The organism is Streptomyces fagopyri (assembly GCF_009498275.1).
Lineage (GTDB): Bacteria > Actinomycetota > Actinomycetes > Streptomycetales > Streptomycetaceae > Streptomyces > Streptomyces fagopyri.
In genome coordinates, this window is sequence record NZ_CP045643.1 from 3,096,432 (window position 1) to 3,117,814 (window position 21,383).

The following is a 21,383-nucleotide window of genomic DNA, read 5'->3' on the forward strand; positions in this document are numbered from 1 at the left end:
CGGACTCAGCCCTTGGTGAGGATCGAGCGGGCGAAGAAGAGCAGGTTGGCGGGCTTCTCCGCGAGGCGGCGCATGAAGTAGCCGTACCAGTCGGTGCCGTACGCGGTGTACACACGCATGCGGTGGCCCTCGGCGGCGAGCCGCAGGTGCTCCTCGCCGCGGATGCCGTAGAGCATCTGGAACTCGTACTCGTCGAGCTTGCGGCCGGCCCTGCGGGCCAGTTCCTGCGCGATGGAGATCAGGCGCGGGTCGTGGGACCCGATCATCGGGTAGCCCTCGCCCTCCATCAGGATGCGCAGGATACGGACGTACGCCTTGTCGGTCTCGGCCTTGTCCTGGTACGCGACCTCGGCGGGCTCCTTGTAGGCGCCCTTCACGAGGCGTACGCGGCTGCCGTTCGCGGCGAGGCGGCGGGCGTCGGCCTCGGTGCGGAACAGGTACGCCTGGATGACGCAACCGGTCGCGGGGAAGTCCTTCCGCAGCTCCTCGTGGATGGCGAACATCGAGTCGAGGGTGGTGTGGTCCTCCGCGTCCAGCGTGACCGTGGTGCCGATGGCGGCCGCGGCCTCGACGACCGGACGGACGTTGGCGAGGGCCAGTTCGTGGCCGCCCCCCAGTGCCTGGCCGAACATCGAGAGCTTGACGGACATCTCGGCCTTCGTGCCGAGGTCCAGTTCCCTGAGGTGGTCGATGAGCTCCAGGTAGGCGTCGCGGGCGGCGAAGGCCTGTTCCCGCGTGGTGATGTCCTCGCCGACGACGTCCAGGGTGACCGCGAGCCCCTTGGCGACGGCGTCCCGCACGACCGGGACGACCTGGTCGACGCTCTCACCGGCGATGAAACGGGAGACCACCTGCTTGGTGCCGGGGGCCGCCGACACGAAACGGCGCATGCGGTCGCTGCGCGACGCGGCGAGAATCACGGGACCCAGCACGGGCACCTCCACGGAAAGTACGGACGGCCGCTGACCCCCGCGAACGACAGGCGGGGACGGCACGGGGAACCACCGTGAAACCTAAGGATCCCCCCGATCCTCGGCCATCGACAGCTGTCACGCATCCGTGCCCTGGATCTCAGACATCTGTATGAAGGTTCTCGGGAGATGGGGGAGAATGCCCGTGTGACGGGCGATTTCAAGGCGGGCAGAACGGCCGGCGGCGGCGAGTACCAGGAGCTGGTCGACGAGATCTCGGCGCTGCTCGACGCCCCCGCGACCCTGGAGAACCGGGACTTCGAGCTGATCGCCTTCGCCGCGTACGGGAGTGACGGCGACGACGATTTCGACGCGGCCGCCCTCGACCCCGTCCGTACCCGCTCGATCCTCACCCGCCGCTCGACCCCGGCGGTCCGCGCCTGGTTCGAGGGCTTCGGCATCGCCCGGGCCACCGGCCCGGTCCGGATTCCGCCGACGCCGGAGGCGGGCGTCTACCGGGGACGCGTCTGCCTGCCCGTACGCCATCGGGGTGTCGTGCTGGGCTACGTGTGGCTCCTGGACGACGACCCCGGGCCGGCGCGGGAGCGGCTGGACGCCGCCATGGAGGTCGCCTCCCGGATCGGCGCGCTGCTCGCGGACGAGGCCCAGGCGGGCGCGGACCTGACGCGCGAACTGCGGGCCGTGCTCACCGCCGAACGGGGCTGGCAGCGGGACATGGCCGTGGCCGAACTGCGCACGGCCCTCGGCCCGCGCGGTGAAGGCCTGCACACGCTGGTGTGCGTCGCGCCGTGGCCCTCGGCCGACCCGGACGACGCCCCGTCGGCCCGTACGGTGCCGGGTGCCACCGCCCTGTGCACGGTGCCGTGGGGCGTCGGCGCCTCCGCCCCCGGCGGTGCGGGGACGGAGTCCGCCCGGAGCCTGGCCCTGCTGGTCCGGCTGCGCTCGCCCGAGGTGCTGACCCCGGCCCTGACGGCGGCCGCCCGGTTCGTCCGCGAGGCGGAGGGGGAACGTACCGGAGGCGCCGGAGCCCCGGGAGCACGGGCGGCGGCCGGGGTCGCCGGGGCGCGGGTGGGGCTCGCGGAGCTGGGGGCCGGCTGGCAGGAGGCGTCCGCCGCCGCCCGCGCGGTCCTCGCCGAGCCCCGCCTCGGCCCGGTCGCCGAGTGGTCGTCGATCGGCCCGTACCGCCTCCTCACCACGCTCCTTCCGGAGACCGCCCAGGACCCCGCCGTCCGCACCCTCCTCTCCCCCGCCCACCACGAACTCGCCCGCACCGCCGAGGTGTTCCTCGACCGCGCGGGCCAGGCCGGGCGCACCGCGGCCGAACTGGGCATCCACCGGCAGACGCTCTACTACCGCCTCTCCCGCGTCGAGCAGCTGACGGGTCTCGACCTGGACGACGGCGAGGACCGCCTGCTGCTGCACATGGCGCTCAAGGCGGCACGGCTGTGAGGAACAGGGGCACTCGCTCCCCCGCCCGGCCGAAGTGACCCCGGGGGGCCGTCGCCCCACCGGGGACGGTCACGGACAGACCGTCGACCCGCCGGGGACGGTCACGGAGAGACCGCGTCGTCCCGTCGCGCGGCGCCCGCCGCCTCGATCACACGGCGCAGTCCCTCCGTCAGGTCGTCCGCGGTCGACGCGCTCACCGGATCGAAGAGCCACTGCACCATCAGCCCGTTGAGGAGCGCCTGGTAGAAGCCGCCGACGGACTTCACGGTCCGCTCGTCGAGGCTCTCCTCGTCCAGGCCCAGCAGCATCGCGGTCAGCCCGGCCCGCCCCTCGGTCTGCGCGTGCGCCATCAGCTCGCGCAGCTCCGGCACCCGCTCCCCCTGGGTCACGACCTCCATGCTGGCCGCCCACACGGGCCGGTACTCCTCGAAGGAATCCAGCATCCGCGCCCACACGCTGTGGAAGCGCTCGACCGAACCCCCGGGCGTGTCCTCCTGCTCCGGATGATGGCCGGACTTCTCGCCCCACTCCTGCACGAGTTCCACGAACGCCTGGGTGAGCAGCGCGTCCTTCGACCCGTAGTGGTAACCGATGGACGCCAGGTTCGTCCCCGACTCCTTCACGATGTCGCGCGCGGTCGTACGCACGAACCCCTTCTCCAGCAGGCAGCGCTTGGCGCCTTCGAGCAGATCCTCACGGTGTCCCATGCGGCTCACCCTACCTCCGATCCATACAAACGTCCCATACGTCCGTCACATACGAATGTCCTAAACGCTCGTACTAGACAACCGTATATGACATCCGTACAGTTCCCGGCATGACGAACCCGACGCGCACCACCCCCGCACCCGGCGCACGCGCCGGCCGCCGCGAATGGACCGCCCTCGGTGTCCTGATGCTTCCGCTGCTCCTCGTCTCCATGGACGTCTCGGTCCTCTACTTCGCGATCCCCGCGATCAGCGCGGACCTGGAGCCGAGCGGCACCCAGCAGCTGTGGATCTTCGACATCTACGCGTTCGTGCTCGCCGGTCTGCTGATGACGATGGGATCGCTCGGCGACCGCATCGGCCGCCGCCGGCTCCTTCTGTTCGGCGCCGCCGCGTTCGGTGCGGCGTCCGCCCTCGCGGCCTACGCCGACAGCCCGGAGACGCTGATCGCGGCCCGCGCGCTCCTAGGCGTCGGCGGCGCGACCCTGATGCCGTCGACGATGGCGATCATCCGCACGATGTTCACGGACCCCGGTCAGCGCGCGAAGGCCATCGGTCTGTGGTCCGGTGTCATGACCGGGGGCGTCGCGCTCGGCTCGGTGATGAGCGGGGTCCTGGTGCAGTACTTCTGGTGGGGCTCGGTCTTCCTGGTCAACCTGCCCGCGATGGCACTCCTGCTGGCCCTCGGCCCGGTCCTGCTCCCCGAGTCCAAGAACCCGCGGCCGGGCCGCTTCGACCTGCCGAGCGTCCCGCTGTCGATGGCGGCCGTGCTCCCCGTCATCTACGGCATCAAGGAAATCCCCTCCGAGGGCTGGAAGTTCGAGTACGTCCTCTCGATCGCCGCCGGTCTCCTCTTCGCCGCCCTCTTCGTCCGGCGTCAGCGCACCGCCGAATCCCCGCTGATCTCCCCCGAGTTGTTCCGCGGCCACGGCTTCGCGCCTGCCGTCGTCCTCAACCTCGTCTCCTCGTTCGGGATGATGGGATCGGCGTACTTCACCACCCAGTACCTCCAGTCGGTGCTGGGCAAGAGCTCCATGGAGGCCGCCCTGTGGGCGCTGCTCCCGACGGTCCTGGTCGGCGTCGCCGCGCCGGTGGCCGCGCAGTTGGTGCAGAAGGGCGTGCACCGCGCCCAGGTCGTCTCCGGCGGATTCGTCCTCGGCGCCTGCGGCTACGGGCTGCTGACGCTCACCGGCACGGACGCTCTGTGGTGGGCCCTGGCCGGAGCCGGCGTCCTCGCCGCCGGCATCGTCGTCGTCATGTCCCAGATGATGGACCTGGCACTGAGCACGGTCCCCGTCGGTGACGCGGGCGCCGCCTCCTCCCTGCTGGAGACCGGCGCCGAGTTCGGGGGTGCGCTGGGCATGGCCGTCCTCGGCTCGATCGGCACGGCGGTCTATCGCCACGGGATTGCGTCCGACGCCCCGGACGCGGCCCGCGAGACCCTCGGCGGCGCCCTGTCGGTCGCCCACCGACTGCCCGGCGACACGGGCGCGGCACTGGTCCGGACGGCCCGCGAGGCCTTCACCGACGGGATGCACGCGGCGGCGGTCGCGGGTGCGGTGCTGTTGCTGGGAGCGGCGGTGCTGGCGTCGGTGACGCTTCGGCGGGTGCGGGTGCGGGAGGGCGCGGGCCAGGGCCCGCGCCCTGAGCGGGCGCCCGCCTGACATCCGGCCCCCAGGGGCGCGGCCCCTGGCCCCTGGCCTCCGGCCGGGGGGCGCGGTCGTGGAACCCGGGGGTCCTTCGCCCCCGCCGCCCCTACCCGACCCATCCCTGGGGGCTGCCGCCCCCAGACCCCCGCATCGGCCTGAACGACCTCGTCCTCGAACGCCGGACGGGCTGATGGTGCGGGCCAGCGCCGCAAAGCTGACGCCCGAAGCCGATACCGGACCTGAACCATCCGGCGTCGGCGCGCACCTCCAGCCCGGCCGCAACCATCCGGCGCGGACCTACACCCTCACCCAGTCCGTAACTATCCGGTGCAGGCCTACCCCCCCCCGTGCGGCCGTCAGCCTTTCAGCGCGGGCCCGCACTCTCAGCCCGTCCGGCGTTTGAGGACGAGCCCTTCGGGCGACGCGGGGGTCCAGGGGGCGCGGCGCCCCTGGCGGGGTCCGGGGTGGAGCCCCGGGAGCGGGACGGGTAGGAGCGGCGGGGGCGAAGAGCCGGTCGGGCCGGCGTGCCAGGATGGTCGTCGTGGCACAGACATTCGGTACGCCGCTCATAGGCCGCTCCGGCGAACTCACCCGCCTCACCGACGTGCTGGACCGCGCCAGGAACGGCACCCCCCGCGCGGTCCTCGTCTCCGGCGACGCCGGCGTCGGCAAGACCCGCGTCCTGACGGAGGCCGCCGCCCACGCCACCCGCACCGGCACGACGGTGCTGACAGGCCACTGCGTGGACCTCGGCGACGTGGGCCTGCCCTACCTCCCGTTCACGGAGATCCTCGGCATGCTCGCCGCGGACGAGCGGTTCACGTCCGCGTTCGCCGCGCACCCGGCGGTCGACCGACTGCTCGGCACCGGCACCCGCACCGGCACCGGCACCGGCACCGGCACCGGCACCAACGACGGCACCACCGACCCCGGCGGCCGCCTGCGGCTCTTCGAGGGGGTGGCCGCCCTGCTGGCCGCCGTCGCCGACGTCACCCCCCTCCTCCTGGTCCTCGAAGACCTCCACTGGGCCGACCAGTCCTCCCGCGACCTCCTCCGCTTCCTCCTCAGCCGCGGACTGCTGCAGAACGCGGCGCCCGGCGCCCCGGCCCACCGCCTGGCCGTCTTCGCCTCCTACCGCGCGGACGACCTGCACCGCCGCCACCCCCTGCGCCCCCTGCTCGCCGAACTGGTCCGGCTGCCCTCCGTGGACCGTCTCGAACTGCGCCCGATGGCCGACGCCGAGGTGGCACGTCTGGTGCGCGCGCTGCGCGCGGAGGTCCTCTCCGACACCACCGTCCGCCGGATCGTGGAACGCGCCGAGGGCAACGCCTTCTACGCGGAGGAGCTGCTCGCCGCGCTGCCCGGCGATGTCGACCCGGCCGCCCCCGCCATGCCGAGCGGCCTCGCCGACGTACTCCTCATCCGGATCGAGCAACTGTCCGACACCGCCCAGCAGGTGCTCCGCACGGCCGCGGTCGCCGGGCGGCGTGTCGAGCACGGCCTGTTGCACGACGCCGTACAACTGCCGCAGGACACCCTGGAGTCGGCGCTGCGCGAGGCCGTCGGACGACAGCTGCTGGTCCCCGGCGACGACGGCACCTACTCCTTCCGGCACGCCCTGACCCGCGAGGCCGTCTACGCCGATCTGCTGCCGGGCGAGCGGGTACGGCTGCACGGCACGTTCGCCGGACTCCTCGCCGGACAGGCCCGCGCGGCCGAACGCGCCCACCACTCGCGGGAGAGCCACGACCTGGCGGACGCGCTCACCGCCTCCCTGGAAGCCGCCGACCACGCCCAGCTCCTCGGCGCGCCCGCAGAGGAGCTGCGCCACCTGGAGGCCGTGCTCGAACTGTGGTCGGCGGTGGACCCCGCCGCCCTCCCGCGGACCGGCGGCCCCGTGACGCTCACGCTGCGCGCCTCCGCGGCCGCCGCCCACGCCGGTGACGCCCACCGGGCGGTCTCCCTCACCCGCGCCGCGCTCGCCCGGGCGGGTTCCGACGCCGACTCCGAACTCGCCGCCCGCGTCCGCTACACCCTCGCGGGCAATCTGATGCGCGTCGACAGCACGAAGGCCGCCTACACGTACAGCAGCGAGGCGCTGGCGATGATCCCGGCCGAACCCCCCTCGCACACCTGGGTGTGGGCCGCGGCCACCCACGTCATGGCCGCGCGGTACATGGGCCACGACGAGGACGCCCAGCGAGTCGCCCGGCAGGCCCTGCGCACCGCCGAGGAGCTCCGGCTGCCCGACGCCCAGGCCGATCTGATCATCTCCCTGGTCGGTCTGGAGGACGGCAACCGGCGGACGCCGCCGGGCCGGGAACGCCTGCGGCGGGCCCGCGACCTGGCCCGGGACGCGGGCAACGTCTCCGTCGAGATGCGCGCGCTCTTCAACCTGGCCATCGGGTGCTACGAGTCCGGGGCGCTGGACGAGTGCCTGACCTGGCTCTCCGAGGGACTGGAGCGAGCGGGCCGCTCCGGGCTCCTGTCCTCTCCGTACGCGCTGGAGCTGCGCTACCTCCAGTCCCTGATCCTCTACACCCTGGGCCGCTGGGACGAGTGCGCCGACGCTGCCGCCGCCGACACCGAACGGCTGCCGCCGGCGGGCGGGTTCGCCGTCGGTCCCGCGCTGTACGTCGCCCTGGCGCGCGGCGAACAGGGGGCCGCCGAGCGTGCCCGCGCCCTGCTCGACGGGCCGTTCGACTGGATGGCCTCACTCGTCGCGGGCATCGTGCTGACCGACGCCGCGGCGTTGCGCGGCGACGCGGAGGGCGCCGTCGCGGTCATGCGCGAGAGCCTCACCGCGCTCAGCGACGGCTCCGGCGGCGGGCGGCCCGACATCGGTGTGCGGCTCGCCGCGCTCGCGCTCTCCGCGGTCGCCGACACGGCCGTACGGCTGCGTCGGAGCGGTGACGAGGCCGGGGCTCTCCGCTGGGCGACCACCGCCTCCGAACTGGTGGAGGTCGCCCGGACCACCGCGGCCCAGGGCGAGGACGGGACCCGGCAGGGCCCGGAAGGCCTCGCCTGGCTGGCCCGCGCCGAGGCGGAGTGGCTGCGTGCGGGCCCGCGGACGGACGGGACCGCGCCGGAGCGGGCCGTCGCCGCGTGGGAAAGGGTCGTCAGCGCGTTCGACTACGGCGATCCGTACGAACTGGCGCGCTCCAGAAGGAGGTTGGCCGAGGCGTTGCTCGTCGCGGACCGGCGCGAGGAGGCCGCCGATCAGGCCCGCGCCGCCCGTGACACCGCCGACCGGCTCGGTGCCGTACCGCTGCGCGAGGAGGTGGACGCCCTGATCCGGCGCGGCCGTCTCGCCGGACCACCGTCCGCCGCCGACCGCGTCGCGGCCCTGACCGCCCGCGAGAGCGACGTACTGCGGCTGCTCGCGCGGGGCCGCACCAACCGCCAGATCGGCGAGGAACTGTTCATCAGCGGCAAGACGGCGAGCGTCCATGTCTCCAACATCCTCGCCAAGTTGGGCGCCGCCGGCCGCACCGAGGCGGTGGCCATCGCCTATCGCGAGGGCCTGATCGAACCGGAACCCACCGCGTCCGCCTGACACGGCCCACGGGCGCCGGACCCGACGGACAGACCGGCACAGGGTCGGGACCGGCAGACAGCCAGGACCGGCGGACGGCCGCATCCGTACATGGCCACATCAGTACACGGGCACACGGACGGACCGGCACACGAGCACACCGGCACACCGGCACACCGGCACACCGCGTACGTCATCCGCGTGGCGCGGCCCGTCGCCGGGGGTGGGCTGCGGACGTGGGACGGCCGCGGCGGACCGACCCCGCTCGGACACGACCGAGGGCCGGGCCCCCGAAGGTGGCCCGGCCCTCGACGGCGCGTGTCAGACGAGGTTCACCGACCGGGCCGACGTGGCGCCGATCTCCTCGGACACCTCGTTGAGGACGCCCTGCGGGACCGTGTCGTCGACGGTGAGGACCGCGAGGGCCTCGCCGCCCGCGGCCGCGCGGGACACCTGCATGCCCGCGATGTTGATGCCCGCCTCGCCGAAGACACGGCCGACCGTGCCGACGACGCCGGGGCGGTCCTCGTAGCGCAGCACGACCATGTGGTCGGCGAGGGCGAGGTCCACGTCGTACTCGCCGACGGCGACGATCTTCTGCAGGTGCTTCGGGCCGGCCAGCGTGCCGGAGACCGCGACCTCCTGGCCGTCGCCGAGCGTGCCGCGCACGGTGACGACGTTGCGGTGGTCCGGGGACTCCGAGCTGGTCGTCAGGCGCACCTCGACACCGCGCTCCTGGGCGAAGAGAGGCGCGTTGACGTACGACACCGTCTCCGCGACGACGTCCTCGAACACGCCCTTGAGCGCGGAGAGTTCGAGCACCTTCACGTCGTGCTGGGTGATCTCGCCGTACACCTCGACGTCGAGGCGGACCGCGACCTCGCCCGCCAGCGCGGTGAAGATGCGGCCGAGCTTCTCGGCGAGCGGCAGACCCGGCTTGACGTCCTCGGCGATGACTCCGCCCTGGACGTTCACCGCGTCCGGGACCAGCTCACCGGCGAGCGCCAGACGCACCGAACGGGCGACGGAGACACCGGCCTTCTCCTGCGCCTCGTCCGTGGAGGCGCCGAGGTGCGGGGTGCAGACGACCTCGTCGAGCTCGAAGAGGGGGGAGTCCGTGCAGGGCTCCTTCGCGTACACGTCCAGGCCCGCGCCCGCGACGCGGCCCTCCTTGAGCGCCGAGTACAGCGCCTCCTCGTCGACGATCCCGCCGCGCGCGGCGTTGACGATCCGCACCGACGGCTTGACCTTGTGCAGCGCCTCGTCGCCGATGAGACCGACCGTCTCGGGGGTCTTCGGCAGGTGCACGGTGATGAAGTCCGCGACCTCCAGCAGCTCGTCGAGCGACAGGACCTTGACGCCCATCTGCGCGGCCCGGGCGGGCTGGACGTAGGGGTCGTAGGCGACGACCTTCATGCCGAACGCCGACATGCGCTGGGCGACCAGCGCGCCGATGCGGCCGAGGCCGACGACACCGAGGGTCTTCTCGGCCAGCTCGACGCCGGTGTACTTCGAGCGCTTCCACTCGCCGTTCTTCAGCGCCGAGTTGGCCTGCGGGATGTGCCGCGCGGTGGCCAGCAGCAGACCGCAGGCGAGCTCGGCGGCGGTCACGATGTTCGAGGTGGGGGCGTTGACGACCATCACGCCGGCCTTGGTGGCGGCGGAGACGTCGACGTTGTCCAGGCCGACGCCGGCTCGTGCGACGACCTTCAGCTTCTTCGCGGCGGCGACCGCCTCGGCGTCGACCTTGGTGGCCGAACGGATCAGGATCGCGTCGACGTCGGCGATCGCCGGCAGCAGCTCGGCACGGTCCGCGCCGTTGCAGTGCCGGATCTCGAAGTCCGGGCCCAGGGCGTCAACGGTCGCGGGCGACAGCTCTTCAGCGATGAGTACGACAGGTTTCGAGCTCACGTGAGTCCTCACAAGTCCAATGCGGACGGCCGTCCCGACGGCCGCGGGCGAGTGGAGGGATGCAGCGGCCTCGGGGAGGTGCGGGTGCGTTCTCACGTCGTCCGGTGCGTGCTCTCGGTCCGCCGGACGGGGCTCTCGTAGCGGAAGCTACTCGGGCCTGTGACCGGTGCGGCGAGAGTGCGTGCCGGGCGGCGCGGGGGGCGTGCCTGCAGATCTTCGGGGTCGCTCGAGCCGCGTGGAAGACGCACGACGCTGTGGGCCTGACGCGTATGTTGTGCAGCAGTGTAGTGCCGCAACAGGGGTCTTCTTGCGCCTCTGTGGAAGGATCACCCGTCCGTGGCTGGACGGTGTGTACAACGTCGCGCTCACGGGCATTACCCAGGGTCAGACCGAAGGGCCGGAGCGAACCGCTCCGGCCCCTGGGCCGTTCGGCTTACGCCTCGTCGTCGTTGACCCACGACATGAGCTTGCGGAGCTCCTTGCCGGTGGTCTCCAGGAGGTGGTTCTCGTCCTGGGTCTTGTACTCGTTGTACTTCTTCAGACCGGAGTGGTACTCCTCCATCCAGTTCCTGGCGAACGTGCCGTCCTGGATCTCGGCGAGGATCTGCTTCATCTCGGCCTTGGTGGCGTCGGTGATGATGCGCGGGCCGGTGACGTAGTCGCCCCACTCGGCGGTCTCGGAGATCGACCAGCGCATCTTCTCCAGGCCGCCCTCGTACATGAGGTCGACGATGAGCTTCAGCTCGTGGAGGCACTCGAAGTACGCGATCTCCGGCTGGTAGCCGGCCTCGGTCAGGGTCTCGAAGCCCGCCTTGACCAGCGCCGCGGTGCCACCGCAGAGGACGGCCTGCTCACCGAACAGGTCGGTCTCGGTCTCCTCGGTGAAGGTCGTCTTGATGACGCCGGCGCGGGTACCGCCGATGCCCTTCGCGTACGACAGCGCCAGCTCGAAGCCGTTGCCCGTCGCGTCCTGCTCGACGGCCGCGATACAGGGCACTCCGCGGCCCTCTTCGTACTGGCGGCGGACCAGGTGGCCGGGGCCCTTCGGGGCGACCATGCACACGTCGACGCCGGCCGGCGGCTTGATGAAGTCGAAGCGGATGTTCAGGCCGTGACCGAAGAACAGCGCGTCGCCGTCCTTGAGGTTGTCCTTGATGGACTCCTCGTAGACCTGGGCCTGGATCGGGTCCGGCACCAGGATCATGATGACGTCGGCCTCGGCGGCGGCCTCCGACGGCGTCACCACGCGAAGGCCCTGCTCCTCGGCCTTCGCCTTGGACTTGGAGCCCTCGTGCAGACCGACGCGGACGTCGACACCCGAGTCGCGCAGCGACAGCGCGTGGGCGTGGCCCTGGCTGCCGTAGCCGATGACCGCGACCTTGCGGCCCTGGATGATGGACAGGTCGGCGTCGTCGTCGTAGAACAGCTCGGCCACTGGGGTTCTCCTTGGTGTGCGGTGTCGCGTCCCACCGTACGGCGGGCGGGGGAGGGAAAGTTTCCGGGTCTCGGCATACGGGCGGTTGGCGGTCACCGACCGCCCGTTCCGGGACTCAGGCTGATCGGTCGAGCGCGCGCAGCGACCGGTCCGTGATCGAACGCGCGCCGCGCCCGATCGCGATCGTGCCGGACTGGACGAGCTCCTTGATGCCGAACGGCTCCAGCATCTTGAGCATGGCCTCCAGCTTGTCGCTGCCGCCCGTGGCCTCGATGGTGACGGCCTCCGGGGAGACGTCGACGGTCTTGGCGCGGAACAGCTGGACGATCTCGACGATCTGGGAGCGCGTCTCGTTGTCGGCGCGCACCTTCACCAGAACGAGTTCGCGCTGCACCGCCGCGCCCGGCTCCAGTTCGACGATCTTCAGGACGTTGACGAGCTTGTTGAGCTGCTTGGTGACCTGTTCGAGCGGCAGTGCCTCGATCACGTTCACCACGATGGTGATGCGGGAGATGTCGGGGTGCTCGGTGATGCCGACGGCGAGCGAGTCGATGTTGAAGCCGCGGCGCGAGAACAGCGCGGTGATCCGGGCGAGGACACCGGGCTTGTTCTCGACGAGGACGGAGAGGGTGTGCTTGGTGCTCATGGTTCGGACTCGGCTCTCTCTCAGTCGTCTTCGTTGTCGCCGAAGTCGGGGCGGACGTCCCGGGCTGCCATGATCTCGTCGTTCGAGGTGCCGGCGGCGACCATCGGCCACACCATGGCGTCCTCGTGGACGATGAAGTCGACCACGACGGGGCGGTCGTTGATCGAGTTCGCCTCTTCGATGACCTTGTCGAGGTCGTCCGGGGACTCGCAGCGGATGGCGTAGCAGCCCATCGCCTCCGACAGCTTCACGAAGTCCGGGACGCGGGTGCCCGCGCTCGGCTGCTTGCCGTCCGCGTCCGGGCCGCTGTGCAGCACGGTGTTGGAGTAGCGCTGGTTGTAGAAGAGGGTCTGCCACTGGCGGACCATCCCGAGGGCGCCGTTGTTGATGATGGCGACCTTGATCGGGATGTTGTTCAGGGCGCAGGTGGTGAGTTCCTGGTTGGTCATCTGGAAGCAGCCGTCTCCGTCGACCGCCCAGACCGTGCGGTCCGGCTGCCCCGCCTTGGCGCCCATCGCGGCCGGCACCGCGTAGCCCATCGTCCCGGCGCCGCCGGAGTTCAGCCAGGTCGCGGGGTTCTCGTACTGGATGTAGTGAGCGGCCCACATCTGGTGCTGGCCGACGCCCGCGGCGAAGATCGTGCCCTCCGGCGCGAGCTGTCCGATGCGCTCGATGACCTGCTGCGGGGAGAGCGAGCCGTTCTCGGGCTGCTCGTACCCCAGCGGGTACGTCTCGCGCCAGCGGTTGAGGTCCGTCCACCAGGCGCTGTAGTCGCCGCGGTGTCCCTCGCTGTGCTCCCTCTGCACGGCCTGGACCAGATCGGCGATGACCTCGCGGGCGTCCCCGACGATCGGCACGTCGGCCGCGCGGTTCTTGCCGATCTCGGCCGGGTCGATGTCGGCGTGGACGATCTTGGCGTAGGGGGCGAAGCTGTCCAGCTTGCCGGTGACGCGGTCGTCGAAGCGGGCTCCGAGGGCGACGATCAGGTCGGCCTTCTGCAGCGCGGTGACGGCGGTGACCGCACCGTGCATGCCCGGCATCCCCACGTGCAGTTCGTGACTGTCGGGGAATGCGCCGAGCGCCATCAGGGTGGTGGTGACGGGCGCTCCGGTGAGTTCGGCGAGGACCTTCAGCTCGGCGGTGGCCTGCGCCTTGATGACGCCGCCACCGACGTACAGGATGGGCCGCTTCGCCTGGGTGATCAGCTTGGCGGCCTCGCGGATCTGCTTGGCGTGCGGCTTGGTCACCGGCCGGTAGCCGGGCAGGTCCATGACGGGCGGCCACTGGAAGGTGGTCTGCGCCTGGAGGGCGTCCTTGGCGATGTCGACGAGGACCGGGCCGGGGCGGCCGGTGGAGGCGATGTGGAAGGCCTCCGCGATCGTCTTCGGGATGTCCTCGGCCCTGGTCACCAGGAAGTTGTGCTTGGTGACCGGCATGGTGATGCCGACGATGTCCGCCTCCTGGAAGGCGTCCGTGCCGATCGCCTTGGACGCGACCTGCCCGGTGATCGCCACGAGCGGCACCGAGTCCATGTGCGCGTCGGCGATCGGCGTCACCAGGTTGGTGGCACCCGGGCCGCTGGTCGCCATGCAGACGCCGACCCGGCCGGTGGCCTGCGCGTAACCGGTGGCCGCGTGACCCGCGCCCTGCTCGTGGCGGACGAGCACGTGCCGCACACGCCGGGAGTCCATCAGCGGGTCGTACGCCGGAAGGATCGCGCCGCCGGGGATGCCGAACACCGTGTCGGCCCCTACCTCCTCGAGAGAGCGGATGAGGGACTTGGCACCCGTCACCTGTTCGGGCGCGGACTGCTGTCCTCCGGAACGGGGCCGCGGCTGCGGATGATGGGCCCCGGTGGCCTGCTCGGTCATCGTCATTCTCTTCTCGATGCTGAGGGTTTTTGCGAGGTTTGTGCGATGTACGACTAGTTCCTGTGCAACAAAAAACCCCTCGTGCCGTGAGGCAAGCGAGGGGAGCGCGCCGGGTGCGGTCGCTGGGTGTTCCGGGTCGGTCCGGTGATCACCAGCTTCAGCCGACGCGCTTTCCAAGTACGAGAATTCGGGTGCGCATGGCATTGACCCTCTCTCCGGCACGCATCGACTGTCAAGTAGGTGGGACGGGAGTCTCATTATGTGAGCGGAGGGCGGTTCCGCCCCCGAGAACAGCGGGCACGGCACTCGTATACACCCCCGCGCCGCCGCCCGCGAACGCGGGCTCGGCCGGCCCGTGGGGGACGGGGTAGGCACCGGAAGACAGCGCCCTGCGCAGCCGGTACTCGTCGAGAGGCCCGGAGAACGCCATCCCCTGGCCGTGCGTGCAGCCCATCGCGCGCAGGGCCACGACCTGCTCGGGAAGGTCCACGCCGTCGGCCACGGACTGCAGCCCGAGGTCGGTGGCGATCCGCAGCAGCCCGCTGGTGATCTTGTGCAGCCGGGCGGACTCGACGACGCCCTCGACCAGGCCCCGGTCGAGCCTGAGGACGTCGACGGGGAGCCTTCTGAGTGCCGTGATGGCGGCGCAGCCGCCCCCGAAGCCGTCCAGGGCGATCCGGACCCCGACCCTCCGCAGCGCGTTCAGGCGGCGCTCCAGCTCGTCCAGGGCGACCCGTGGATCGGCGTCCGACAGCTCGACGATCAGTGCGCCCGAGGAGAGGCCGTGCCGGGTCAGCAGGGCCTCCACCGAGCCGAGGGGCGTCGAGCGGTCCAGCAGGCGCCGGGCGCTCATCCGGACGGCGACGGGCACCGTGACCCCCGCGGCGGCCCGCTCGGCGGCCTGCTCGACCGCCTCCTCCAGCATCCAGCGGCCCAGCTCGGCGGTCCGGTCGCTGTCCTCGGCGACGCGCAGGAACTCGGCGGGCGTGAAGAGCACCCCCTGGGAGGAACGCCAGCGGGCCTGCGCGGTGACCGTCGCGATCCGGCCGTTCTCCAGGCAGACCACGGGCTGGTGCAGCAGGGCGAACTCACCGTCCTGAAGAGCGGAGCGCAGCCTCGTCGCCAGCTCCGCCTTGCGGACGACATCCTGCTGCATCTGGGGTGCGTACAGCTCGACGCGGCCCTTGCCCGCCGCCTTCGCGCGGTACATGGCCAGGTCGGCGTTGCGCAGCAACTCGCCCGCGCCGAGGCCCGGTTCGGCGAAGCCGACGCCGATGGACGCGGCCACCCGGACATCGTTGCCGTCGATGGCGTAGGGCTGCGAGAGCTTGATCCGCAGCCGGTCGGCGAGTTCCATGATCTGTTGCTCGCGCGCGGCACGGTCGCGGTTGCCGTCGCCGACGATCAGGGCCGCGAACTCGTCGCCGCCGAGCCGGGCGGCGGTGTCGCCGTGCCGCACCGAGTCCTGGAGCCTGCGGGCGGCCTGGACGAGGAGCTCGTCGCCGGCCTGGTGCCCGATCGTGTCGTTGACCGCCTTGAAGCCGTCGAGGTCGATGAAGAGGACGGCCGTGCCGCGGTCGGTGGAGCGGCGGCCGGACAGGGCCTGCTGGACGCGCCGGGTGAACAGGGCTCGGTTGGGCAGGTCGGTGAGCGGGTCGTGCTCGGCGTTGTGCTGCAGCTGCGCCTGGAGGCGTACCCGCTCCGTCACGTCACGGCTGTTGAAGATGAGGCCGCCGTGGTGCCGGTTGACGGTGGACTCGACGTTGAGCCAGCCGCCCTCGCCGGACTTGAAGCGGCACTCGATGCGCGTGGTGGGCTCCTCCAGGTGGCTGGCGGCCAGGAAGCGGCGCACCTCGTGCACCACGCAGCCGAGGTCCTCGGGGTGGATGAGCGAGGCGAGCTCGGAGCCGACGAGTTCGTCCGCGCTGCGGCCGTAGACCCCGGCGGCCGCCGGGCTGACGTACTTCAGGATGCCGTTGGGCGCCGCGATCATGATGACGTCGCTGGAGCCCTGGACCAGGGAGCGGAAGTGGTTCTCCTTCTGGGCCAGCTCCTGCGTGAGGGTGATGTTGTCGAGCAGCATGATGCCCTGGCGCACCACGAGGGCCAGCACGACCAGGCCCGCGGTGAGGAGCACCACGCGGTCGACGCTGCGGCCGTTGAGGATGTTGTAGAGAATCCCCAGCGTGCAGACGGCGGCCGCCAGGTAGGGCGTCAGCGCGCCCAGCGACCCCGCGATCGGGCGGGGTGCCGCGTACCGGTGGTGGCCCGCGCCCTGCGGGGCGGGGTGTCCCACCGGGTGTCCGCCGTCCGGGCGCCGGTCCGGGATGTGTTCGTGCACCACGCGCGCGTGCCCGTCCTCGGGGTGGCCGTCCCCTCCGTGCCCGCTCCCTCCGCGCCCGTGCGGCCGGTTCCCGCCGTGTTCGCCGGCGTCCGGCTGTCCGTGCCCGGTGCCGGCCCAGGGGGCGTAGGCGAGGAGCAGCGAGCCGGCGAACCAGCCCGCGTCGAGAAGCTGTCCGGAGTGGTAGTTGTTGTGCAGGAGGGGTGAGGTGAACAGGGCGTCGCACATCACGGTGAGGGCGAGTGCGCCGATCGCGGTGTTCACCGCCGAACGGTTCAGCGAGGAGCGCCTGAAGTGCAGCGCCAGCACCATGCTGACCAGGGCGATGTCCAGCAGGGGGTACGCCAGGGAGAGCGCGGTGTGCGCGACGCTCGGCCCGTCGAACTTCGCCGCCTGGGCGAGCGCGAGGCTCCAGGAGAGCGTGAGCAGGGAACCGCCGATCAGCCAGGAGTCGAGCGCCAGGCAGATCCAACCGGCTTTGGTCATCGGCCTCTTGGCGAGCACCAGCAGTCCCACGATGGCCGGTGGCGCGAAGCACAGGAAGAAGATGTCGGCGACACTCGGGCTCGGGACCTGACGCTCGAGGACGATCTCGTACCACCCCCAGACGCCGTTGCCCAGCGAGGCCATGGCGGAGGACACTCCGAAGAGCAGCCACGCGGGTCGAAAGCGGCTGCGCCGGTGGTGGGCGTAGAGGAAGCAGGAGACGGCCGCGGTGCCCGCGGCCGCGCTCAGCCCGAAGTCCCCCATGACCAGTGCCAGGTCCGCCGAGCCCCAGCCGAGGGCGGAACCGACGGCGTATCCCGCGCACACCAGGGCGAGCGCGAGCTGCGAGACCAGACCCGTCCCACCGCCGAGTACCGGACGGCGGGTCAGCAGCGCTCCGGGGGAACTCACCGGTGCCACCCGGTCCGCACAGCGGGGTCCCGCTGCTCCGGGCACGCCGGGTGCGCATGCCTCCTGCGGGCGCCGGGCCTTCGGTGGTGATGTCCGCAGCGGCCACCGTGAGCGCCGTGACCGGCATGGCCGCCGTGGGCTCGTCCGCGCGTGGCCGCGCGCCAGGGTCGTCGGCGGCCCCGCCGCGTCGGATCGTTCGTCCATAGGCCGTGCATCGCCCGTCGCCCCCCTCGCAGTCCGAATGTCCATCCCCGGCGCCGAACGGTGCGCGGCGCAGCCCCAGTCGGGACGATACACCAGGATCGTCACTCAGGGACATAGTTCCTCTACGCTCCGTAACGACCAGCGGCGATGCGGACACGAACCGCATCCGGGGGATTGCGGAGGGTGTCCTCTGTCCGGGCGGAGCCGCGGACGGCGGCCGACTACGTGCCCGTGGTGAGGACCACGTTGCCGAGCGGCTCCCGGTTCACGAATCGATTCAACTGCGCGACCAGCAACCGTTCCGCGCGCGGCAGGAAGGCCGACGTGGGGCCGCCGACGTGGGGGCTGATGAGGACGCCGGGCGCCTGCCACAAGGGGTGCCCCAGGGGCAGCGGTTCGGGATCGGTGACGTCGAGGGCCGCGGTGATGCGCCCGCTCTCCAGCTCCGCGAGCAGGGCCTTGGTGTCGACGACCGGACCGCGGGCGACGTTGACCAGGAGCGCGCCGTCCTTCATGCGGCCCAGGAACTCGGCGTCCACCAGGCCGCGCGTACTGTCCGTGAGGGGGGTCGAGAGCACCACGATGTCGGCCTCGGGCAGCAGCGCGGGCAGTTCCGTGAGCGGGTGCACCGGACCGCGCGCCGTGGTGCGCTCAGAGCGCGCGACGCGCGCCACCCGCGCCACCTCGAAGGGCACGAGCCGGTCTTCGATGGCGGACCCGATCGACCCGTACCCCACGATCAGCACGGACTTGTCGGCGAGCGCCGGACGGAACCCGGAGCGCCACTCCCCCTTGTCCTGTGCCCGTACGAAGTCGGGGATGCCCCGCAGCGAGGCGAGGATCAGAGCGAGGGCGAGTTCGCCGGTGCTGGCCTCGTGCACCCCCCGGGCGTTGCACAACTGCACGCCCGGACGCAGGGACTTGAGGCCCGGCAGGACGTGGTCGACCCCGGCGGAGAGCGTCTGCACGGCTCGCAGGGAGGTCATTTCGGCCATCGGGCGCCGGGCGACGGCGGGCGGCTTCATGTAGGGCACGACGTAGAACACGCAGTCGGCCGGGTCCGCGGGAAAGTCCTGGGCACCGTCCCAGAAGCGGTAGTCGAGGCCCTCGGGCAGGCCCTCGATCCCGTCGGCGTGAAAGGGAAGCCACACATCGGAAGTCATGCTCAGGAGGCTATGTCAGGCACCGGGACGTACAGAGGTTAGGTTGGGATCGCGGGAGAGGGAGGGGCACGGCCAGGTGGAGCGCAGGACGATCGGCGCGGCGACGCTCGGTGTGGGGGCGATCGGGCTCGGGTGCATGCCGATGAGCTGGGCGTACACCGGTTCGCGGCAGCGCGGCGAGGAGTCGCTGCGCACGGTGCACACGGCTCTCGACCTCGGGTCGACACTGCTCGACACCGCCGACATGTACGGGCCCTTCACCAACGAGCTGCTGGTGGGCCGGGCGCTGCGGGAACGCCGTCCGGAGGCCTTCGTGTCGACGAAGGTGGGCTTGCTGGTGGGCGAGCAGCACCTCGTGGCCAATGGGCGTCCCGGTTATGTGCGGCGGGCCTGCGACGCGTCGCTGCGCCGGCTGCAGACCGACGTGATCGACCTGTACCAGCTGCACCGCGCGGACCCCGAGGTGCCGGTCGAGGAGACCTGGGGCGCGATGGCCGATCTGGTGACGGCCGGAAAGGTGCGTTCGCTCGGGCTGTGCGCGGTCGGTGCCCGTTCCGGCCGCCGTCCGGGAGCGCGCCCGTACGACGGCCGCGCGCGCGACGGGCGACTGCACGACGGAACGATCCGGCAGTTGGAGCGGGTGCAGCAGGTCTTCCCGGTGAGCGCGGTGGAGGCGGAGCTGTCGGTGTGGTCGCCGGAGGCACTGGACGCGCTGCTGCCGTGGTGCGCCGCGCGCGGCGTGGGTTTCCTGGCGGCGATGCCGCTCGGAAACGGTTTCCTGACCGGCACGCTGACGCCGGGCGGGGGCTTCGAGCCCGACGACGTACGCGCCCGCCATCCCCGCTTCACGGCCGAGATGATGGCGGCCAACCAGCCGATCGTCGCCGGGTTGCGGCGGGTCGCCCGACGGCACGGCGACGGGGTCACTCCCGCGCAGGTGGCGCTGGCCTGGGTGTTGTCCCAGGGCAGGCACGTGGTTCCGGTGCCGGGGGCCAAGCGGGCGCGCTGGGCGGCGCAGAACGCGGGGGCGGCCGGGCTGCTGCTGACGGCGGAGGATCTGGCGGAGGTGGCGGGGCTGCCCGGGGCGCAGGGGTCGTGGGACTGACGTGTCCGGCGCCCGGCGCCCGCGCGTCGGGTGTTCCTGATCGGGAACCCGCGGGACGCGAGCGGTGTATGAACAGTAGGACCGCCACGTCGAAGGGACCTCTGATCGTGCAACGTCGAGTGGTGAAGGCCGCGTTGGCCGCGGCAGCGCTGGTGGTGACGGCCGGCTGTTCCTCCGGCGGCTCGGGGGGCGGACCGCCGGGGGACGGCCTGGCCCCGTCGTCGAGCGGTCCGGTGACGGGATCGGCGTCCGCGGGGCGCTCTACCGAGACGGCCGCGCCCGCCAGGGGCTCGGTGAAGGTGGTGCGCACCGTCACCGAGGGCCTCAAGTCGCCCTGGGGCCTGGCGCCGCTGCCGGAGGGCGGACTGCTGGTGTCCTCGCGGGACGAGGGGACGATCACCCGGGTGGACGAGAAGACCGGCCGGACGACCGAGCTGGGCCAGGTGCCGGGAGTGGCCCCCGCCGGGGAGGGTGGCCTGCTCGGTATCGCGCTCTCCCCCGCCTACGCCTCGGACCACATGGTCTACGCGTACTTCACGACGGCGTCGGACAACCGGATCGTCCGTATGCTCTACGACGCGAAGAAGCCGCCCGGCGAACAGCTGGGCGCGCCGGACACGATCTTCAAGGGCATTCCCAAGGGGATGATCCACAACGGCGGCCGGATCGCCTTCGGTCCCGACGGGATGCTGTACGCGGGAGCGGGCGAGACGGGCACCCGGGGGCTGGCCCAGGACAAGAAGGCGCTGGGCGGCAAGATCCTGCGGATGACCCCGGACGGGGACCCGGCCCCGGGCAACCCCTTCGTCGGCTCGGTCGTGTACTCGTACGGGCACCGCAACGTGCAGGGTCTCGCCTGGGACGACAGACAGCGCCTGTGGGCCTCCGAGTTCGGGCAGGACACCTGGGACGAGCTGAACCAGATCAAGCCGGGCGACAACTACGGCTGGCCGGTGGTCGAGGGCAGGAGCGACGACCCGAAGTACCACAACCCGGTCGCCCAGTGGCACACGGACGACGCCTCGCCCAGCGGCATCGCCTACGCCGAGGGTTCCCTCTGGATGGCGGGGCTCAAGGGCGAGCGTCTGTGGCGGGTCCCGCTGGAGGGCACGCGGGCCGCCGCCGCTCCGCAGTCCTTCCTGAAGGGCCGATACGGGCGGCTGCGCACGGTGGTCCCGGCGGGCGGGAACAAGCTGTGGCTGGTCACCAGCGAGACGGACGGGCGGGGCAGCCCCGGGAAGGGTGACGACCGGATCCTGGAGCTGGAGGTGAAGTAGGTCCGCGGCCTCAGGGTCCGTCCGGCTCGGACTCGGGTTCCCGGGCCGGGTCCGGCCCATCGCGTTCCCGCTCGGGCGGCCGTACGACCACCTTGCCCGAGGACAGGTCTATGGGACCTCGGCCCGGATCACCGTCGTTCAGGTCCACACGGGTCAGTTCGAGCCGTTTGCGTTCGTCGTCGGTGTGCTTGCGGCCTGGTGCGAAGATCTCCTCGAACATGTTGAACACGGCGCCTCCCTCGGCCCGGGTCCCCGCCAGCG

14 protein-coding genes are annotated in these 21,383 nt (G+C 71.9%); 5 read left to right on the forward strand and 9 right to left on the reverse strand.

The window, feature by feature from the left end:
- Window positions 1–5: 5 nt before the first annotated feature.
- Window positions 6–932 carry a proline dehydrogenase family protein gene (locus tag GFH48_RS13165; RefSeq protein ID WP_153288447.1) on the reverse strand — a complete coding sequence of 309 codons (927 nt, stop codon included), beginning with the start codon at window positions 930–932 and terminating at the stop codon, window positions 6–8.
- Between the two features lie 168 nt (window positions 933–1,100).
- On the opposite strand from GFH48_RS13165, the gene GFH48_RS13170 reads away from it, so the two are divergent.
- A complete protein-coding gene (locus GFH48_RS13170; RefSeq protein WP_153288448.1) occupies window positions 1,101–2,381 on the forward strand; it encodes a PucR family transcriptional regulator in 1,281 nt (426 codons plus the stop codon).
- Between the two features lie 101 nt (window positions 2,382–2,482).
- Here the strand turns inward: GFH48_RS13170 and GFH48_RS13175 are convergent, their stop codons facing one another.
- Window positions 2,483–3,088: a TetR/AcrR family transcriptional regulator gene (locus tag GFH48_RS13175; RefSeq protein ID WP_153288449.1), complete on the reverse strand. Its 606-nt coding sequence runs from the start codon at window positions 3,086–3,088 to the stop codon at window positions 2,483–2,485.
- 110 nt (window positions 3,089–3,198) lie between these two features.
- Here GFH48_RS13175 and GFH48_RS13180 point away from each other — a divergent pair, with 110 nt between their 5' ends.
- Together GFH48_RS13180 and GFH48_RS13185 are read left to right on the forward strand one after the other, a co-directional pair.
- Window positions 3,199–4,752 (forward strand): MFS transporter, encoded by a 1,554-nt coding sequence (locus GFH48_RS13180; RefSeq protein WP_153288450.1) that lies wholly within the window; start codon window positions 3,199–3,201, stop codon window positions 4,750–4,752.
- Window positions 4,753–5,269: 517 nt separating this feature from the next.
- Window positions 5,270–8,293, forward strand: coding sequence for an ATP-binding protein (locus GFH48_RS13185; RefSeq protein ID WP_153288451.1), 3,024 nt, complete (start codon window positions 5,270–5,272; stop codon window positions 8,291–8,293).
- A gap of 300 nt (window positions 8,294–8,593) precedes the next feature.
- Here the strand turns inward: GFH48_RS13185 and serA are convergent, their stop codons facing one another.
- From serA to GFH48_RS13215, 6 genes are all read right to left on the reverse strand, one after another.
- Window positions 8,594–10,183: a phosphoglycerate dehydrogenase gene (serA, locus tag GFH48_RS13190; protein WP_153288452.1), complete on the reverse strand. Its 1,590-nt coding sequence runs from the start codon at window positions 10,181–10,183 to the stop codon at window positions 8,594–8,596.
- 433 nt (window positions 10,184–10,616) lie between these two features.
- On the reverse strand, window positions 10,617–11,618 hold the full coding sequence (gene ilvC / locus GFH48_RS13195) for a ketol-acid reductoisomerase (protein WP_153288453.1): 1,002 nt from the start codon (window positions 11,616–11,618) through the stop codon (window positions 10,617–10,619).
- Between the two features lie 115 nt (window positions 11,619–11,733).
- Complete coding sequence (ilvN, locus tag GFH48_RS13200; RefSeq protein ID WP_148010603.1) at window positions 11,734–12,264, reverse strand: acetolactate synthase small subunit; 531 nt, start codon at window positions 12,262–12,264, stop codon at window positions 11,734–11,736.
- A 20-nt stretch (window positions 12,265–12,284) separates the two neighbouring features.
- Window positions 12,285–14,141: an acetolactate synthase large subunit gene (locus tag GFH48_RS13205; RefSeq protein WP_153288454.1), complete on the reverse strand. Its 1,857-nt coding sequence runs from the start codon at window positions 14,139–14,141 to the stop codon at window positions 12,285–12,287.
- A 226-nt stretch (window positions 14,142–14,367) separates the two neighbouring features.
- Entirely contained in the window at window positions 14,368–17,577 is a 3,210-nt protein-coding gene (locus GFH48_RS13210) for a putative bifunctional diguanylate cyclase/phosphodiesterase (RefSeq protein ID WP_153288455.1), read from the reverse strand.
- 221 nt (window positions 17,578–17,798) lie between these two features.
- Window positions 17,799–18,740: a 2-hydroxyacid dehydrogenase gene (locus GFH48_RS13215; protein WP_194280573.1), complete on the reverse strand. Its 942-nt coding sequence runs from the start codon at window positions 18,738–18,740 to the stop codon at window positions 17,799–17,801.
- A gap of 76 nt (window positions 18,741–18,816) precedes the next feature.
- On the opposite strand from GFH48_RS13215, the gene GFH48_RS13220 reads away from it, so the two are divergent.
- Entirely contained in the window at window positions 18,817–19,845 is a 1,029-nt protein-coding gene (locus GFH48_RS13220; RefSeq protein ID WP_153288456.1) for an aldo/keto reductase, read from the forward strand.
- A 68-nt stretch (window positions 19,846–19,913) separates the two neighbouring features.
- Window positions 19,914–21,122, forward strand: coding sequence for a PQQ-dependent sugar dehydrogenase (locus tag GFH48_RS13225; protein WP_153288458.1), 1,209 nt, complete (start codon window positions 19,914–19,916; stop codon window positions 21,120–21,122).
- Between the two features lie 10 nt (window positions 21,123–21,132).
- On the opposite strand, the gene GFH48_RS13230 is transcribed toward GFH48_RS13225, so the two are convergent.
- Window positions 21,133–21,351 (reverse strand): DUF6191 domain-containing protein, encoded by a 219-nt coding sequence (locus GFH48_RS13230; protein ID WP_153288459.1) that lies wholly within the window; start codon window positions 21,349–21,351, stop codon window positions 21,133–21,135.
- Between the last annotated feature and the right edge of the window lie 32 nt (window positions 21,352–21,383).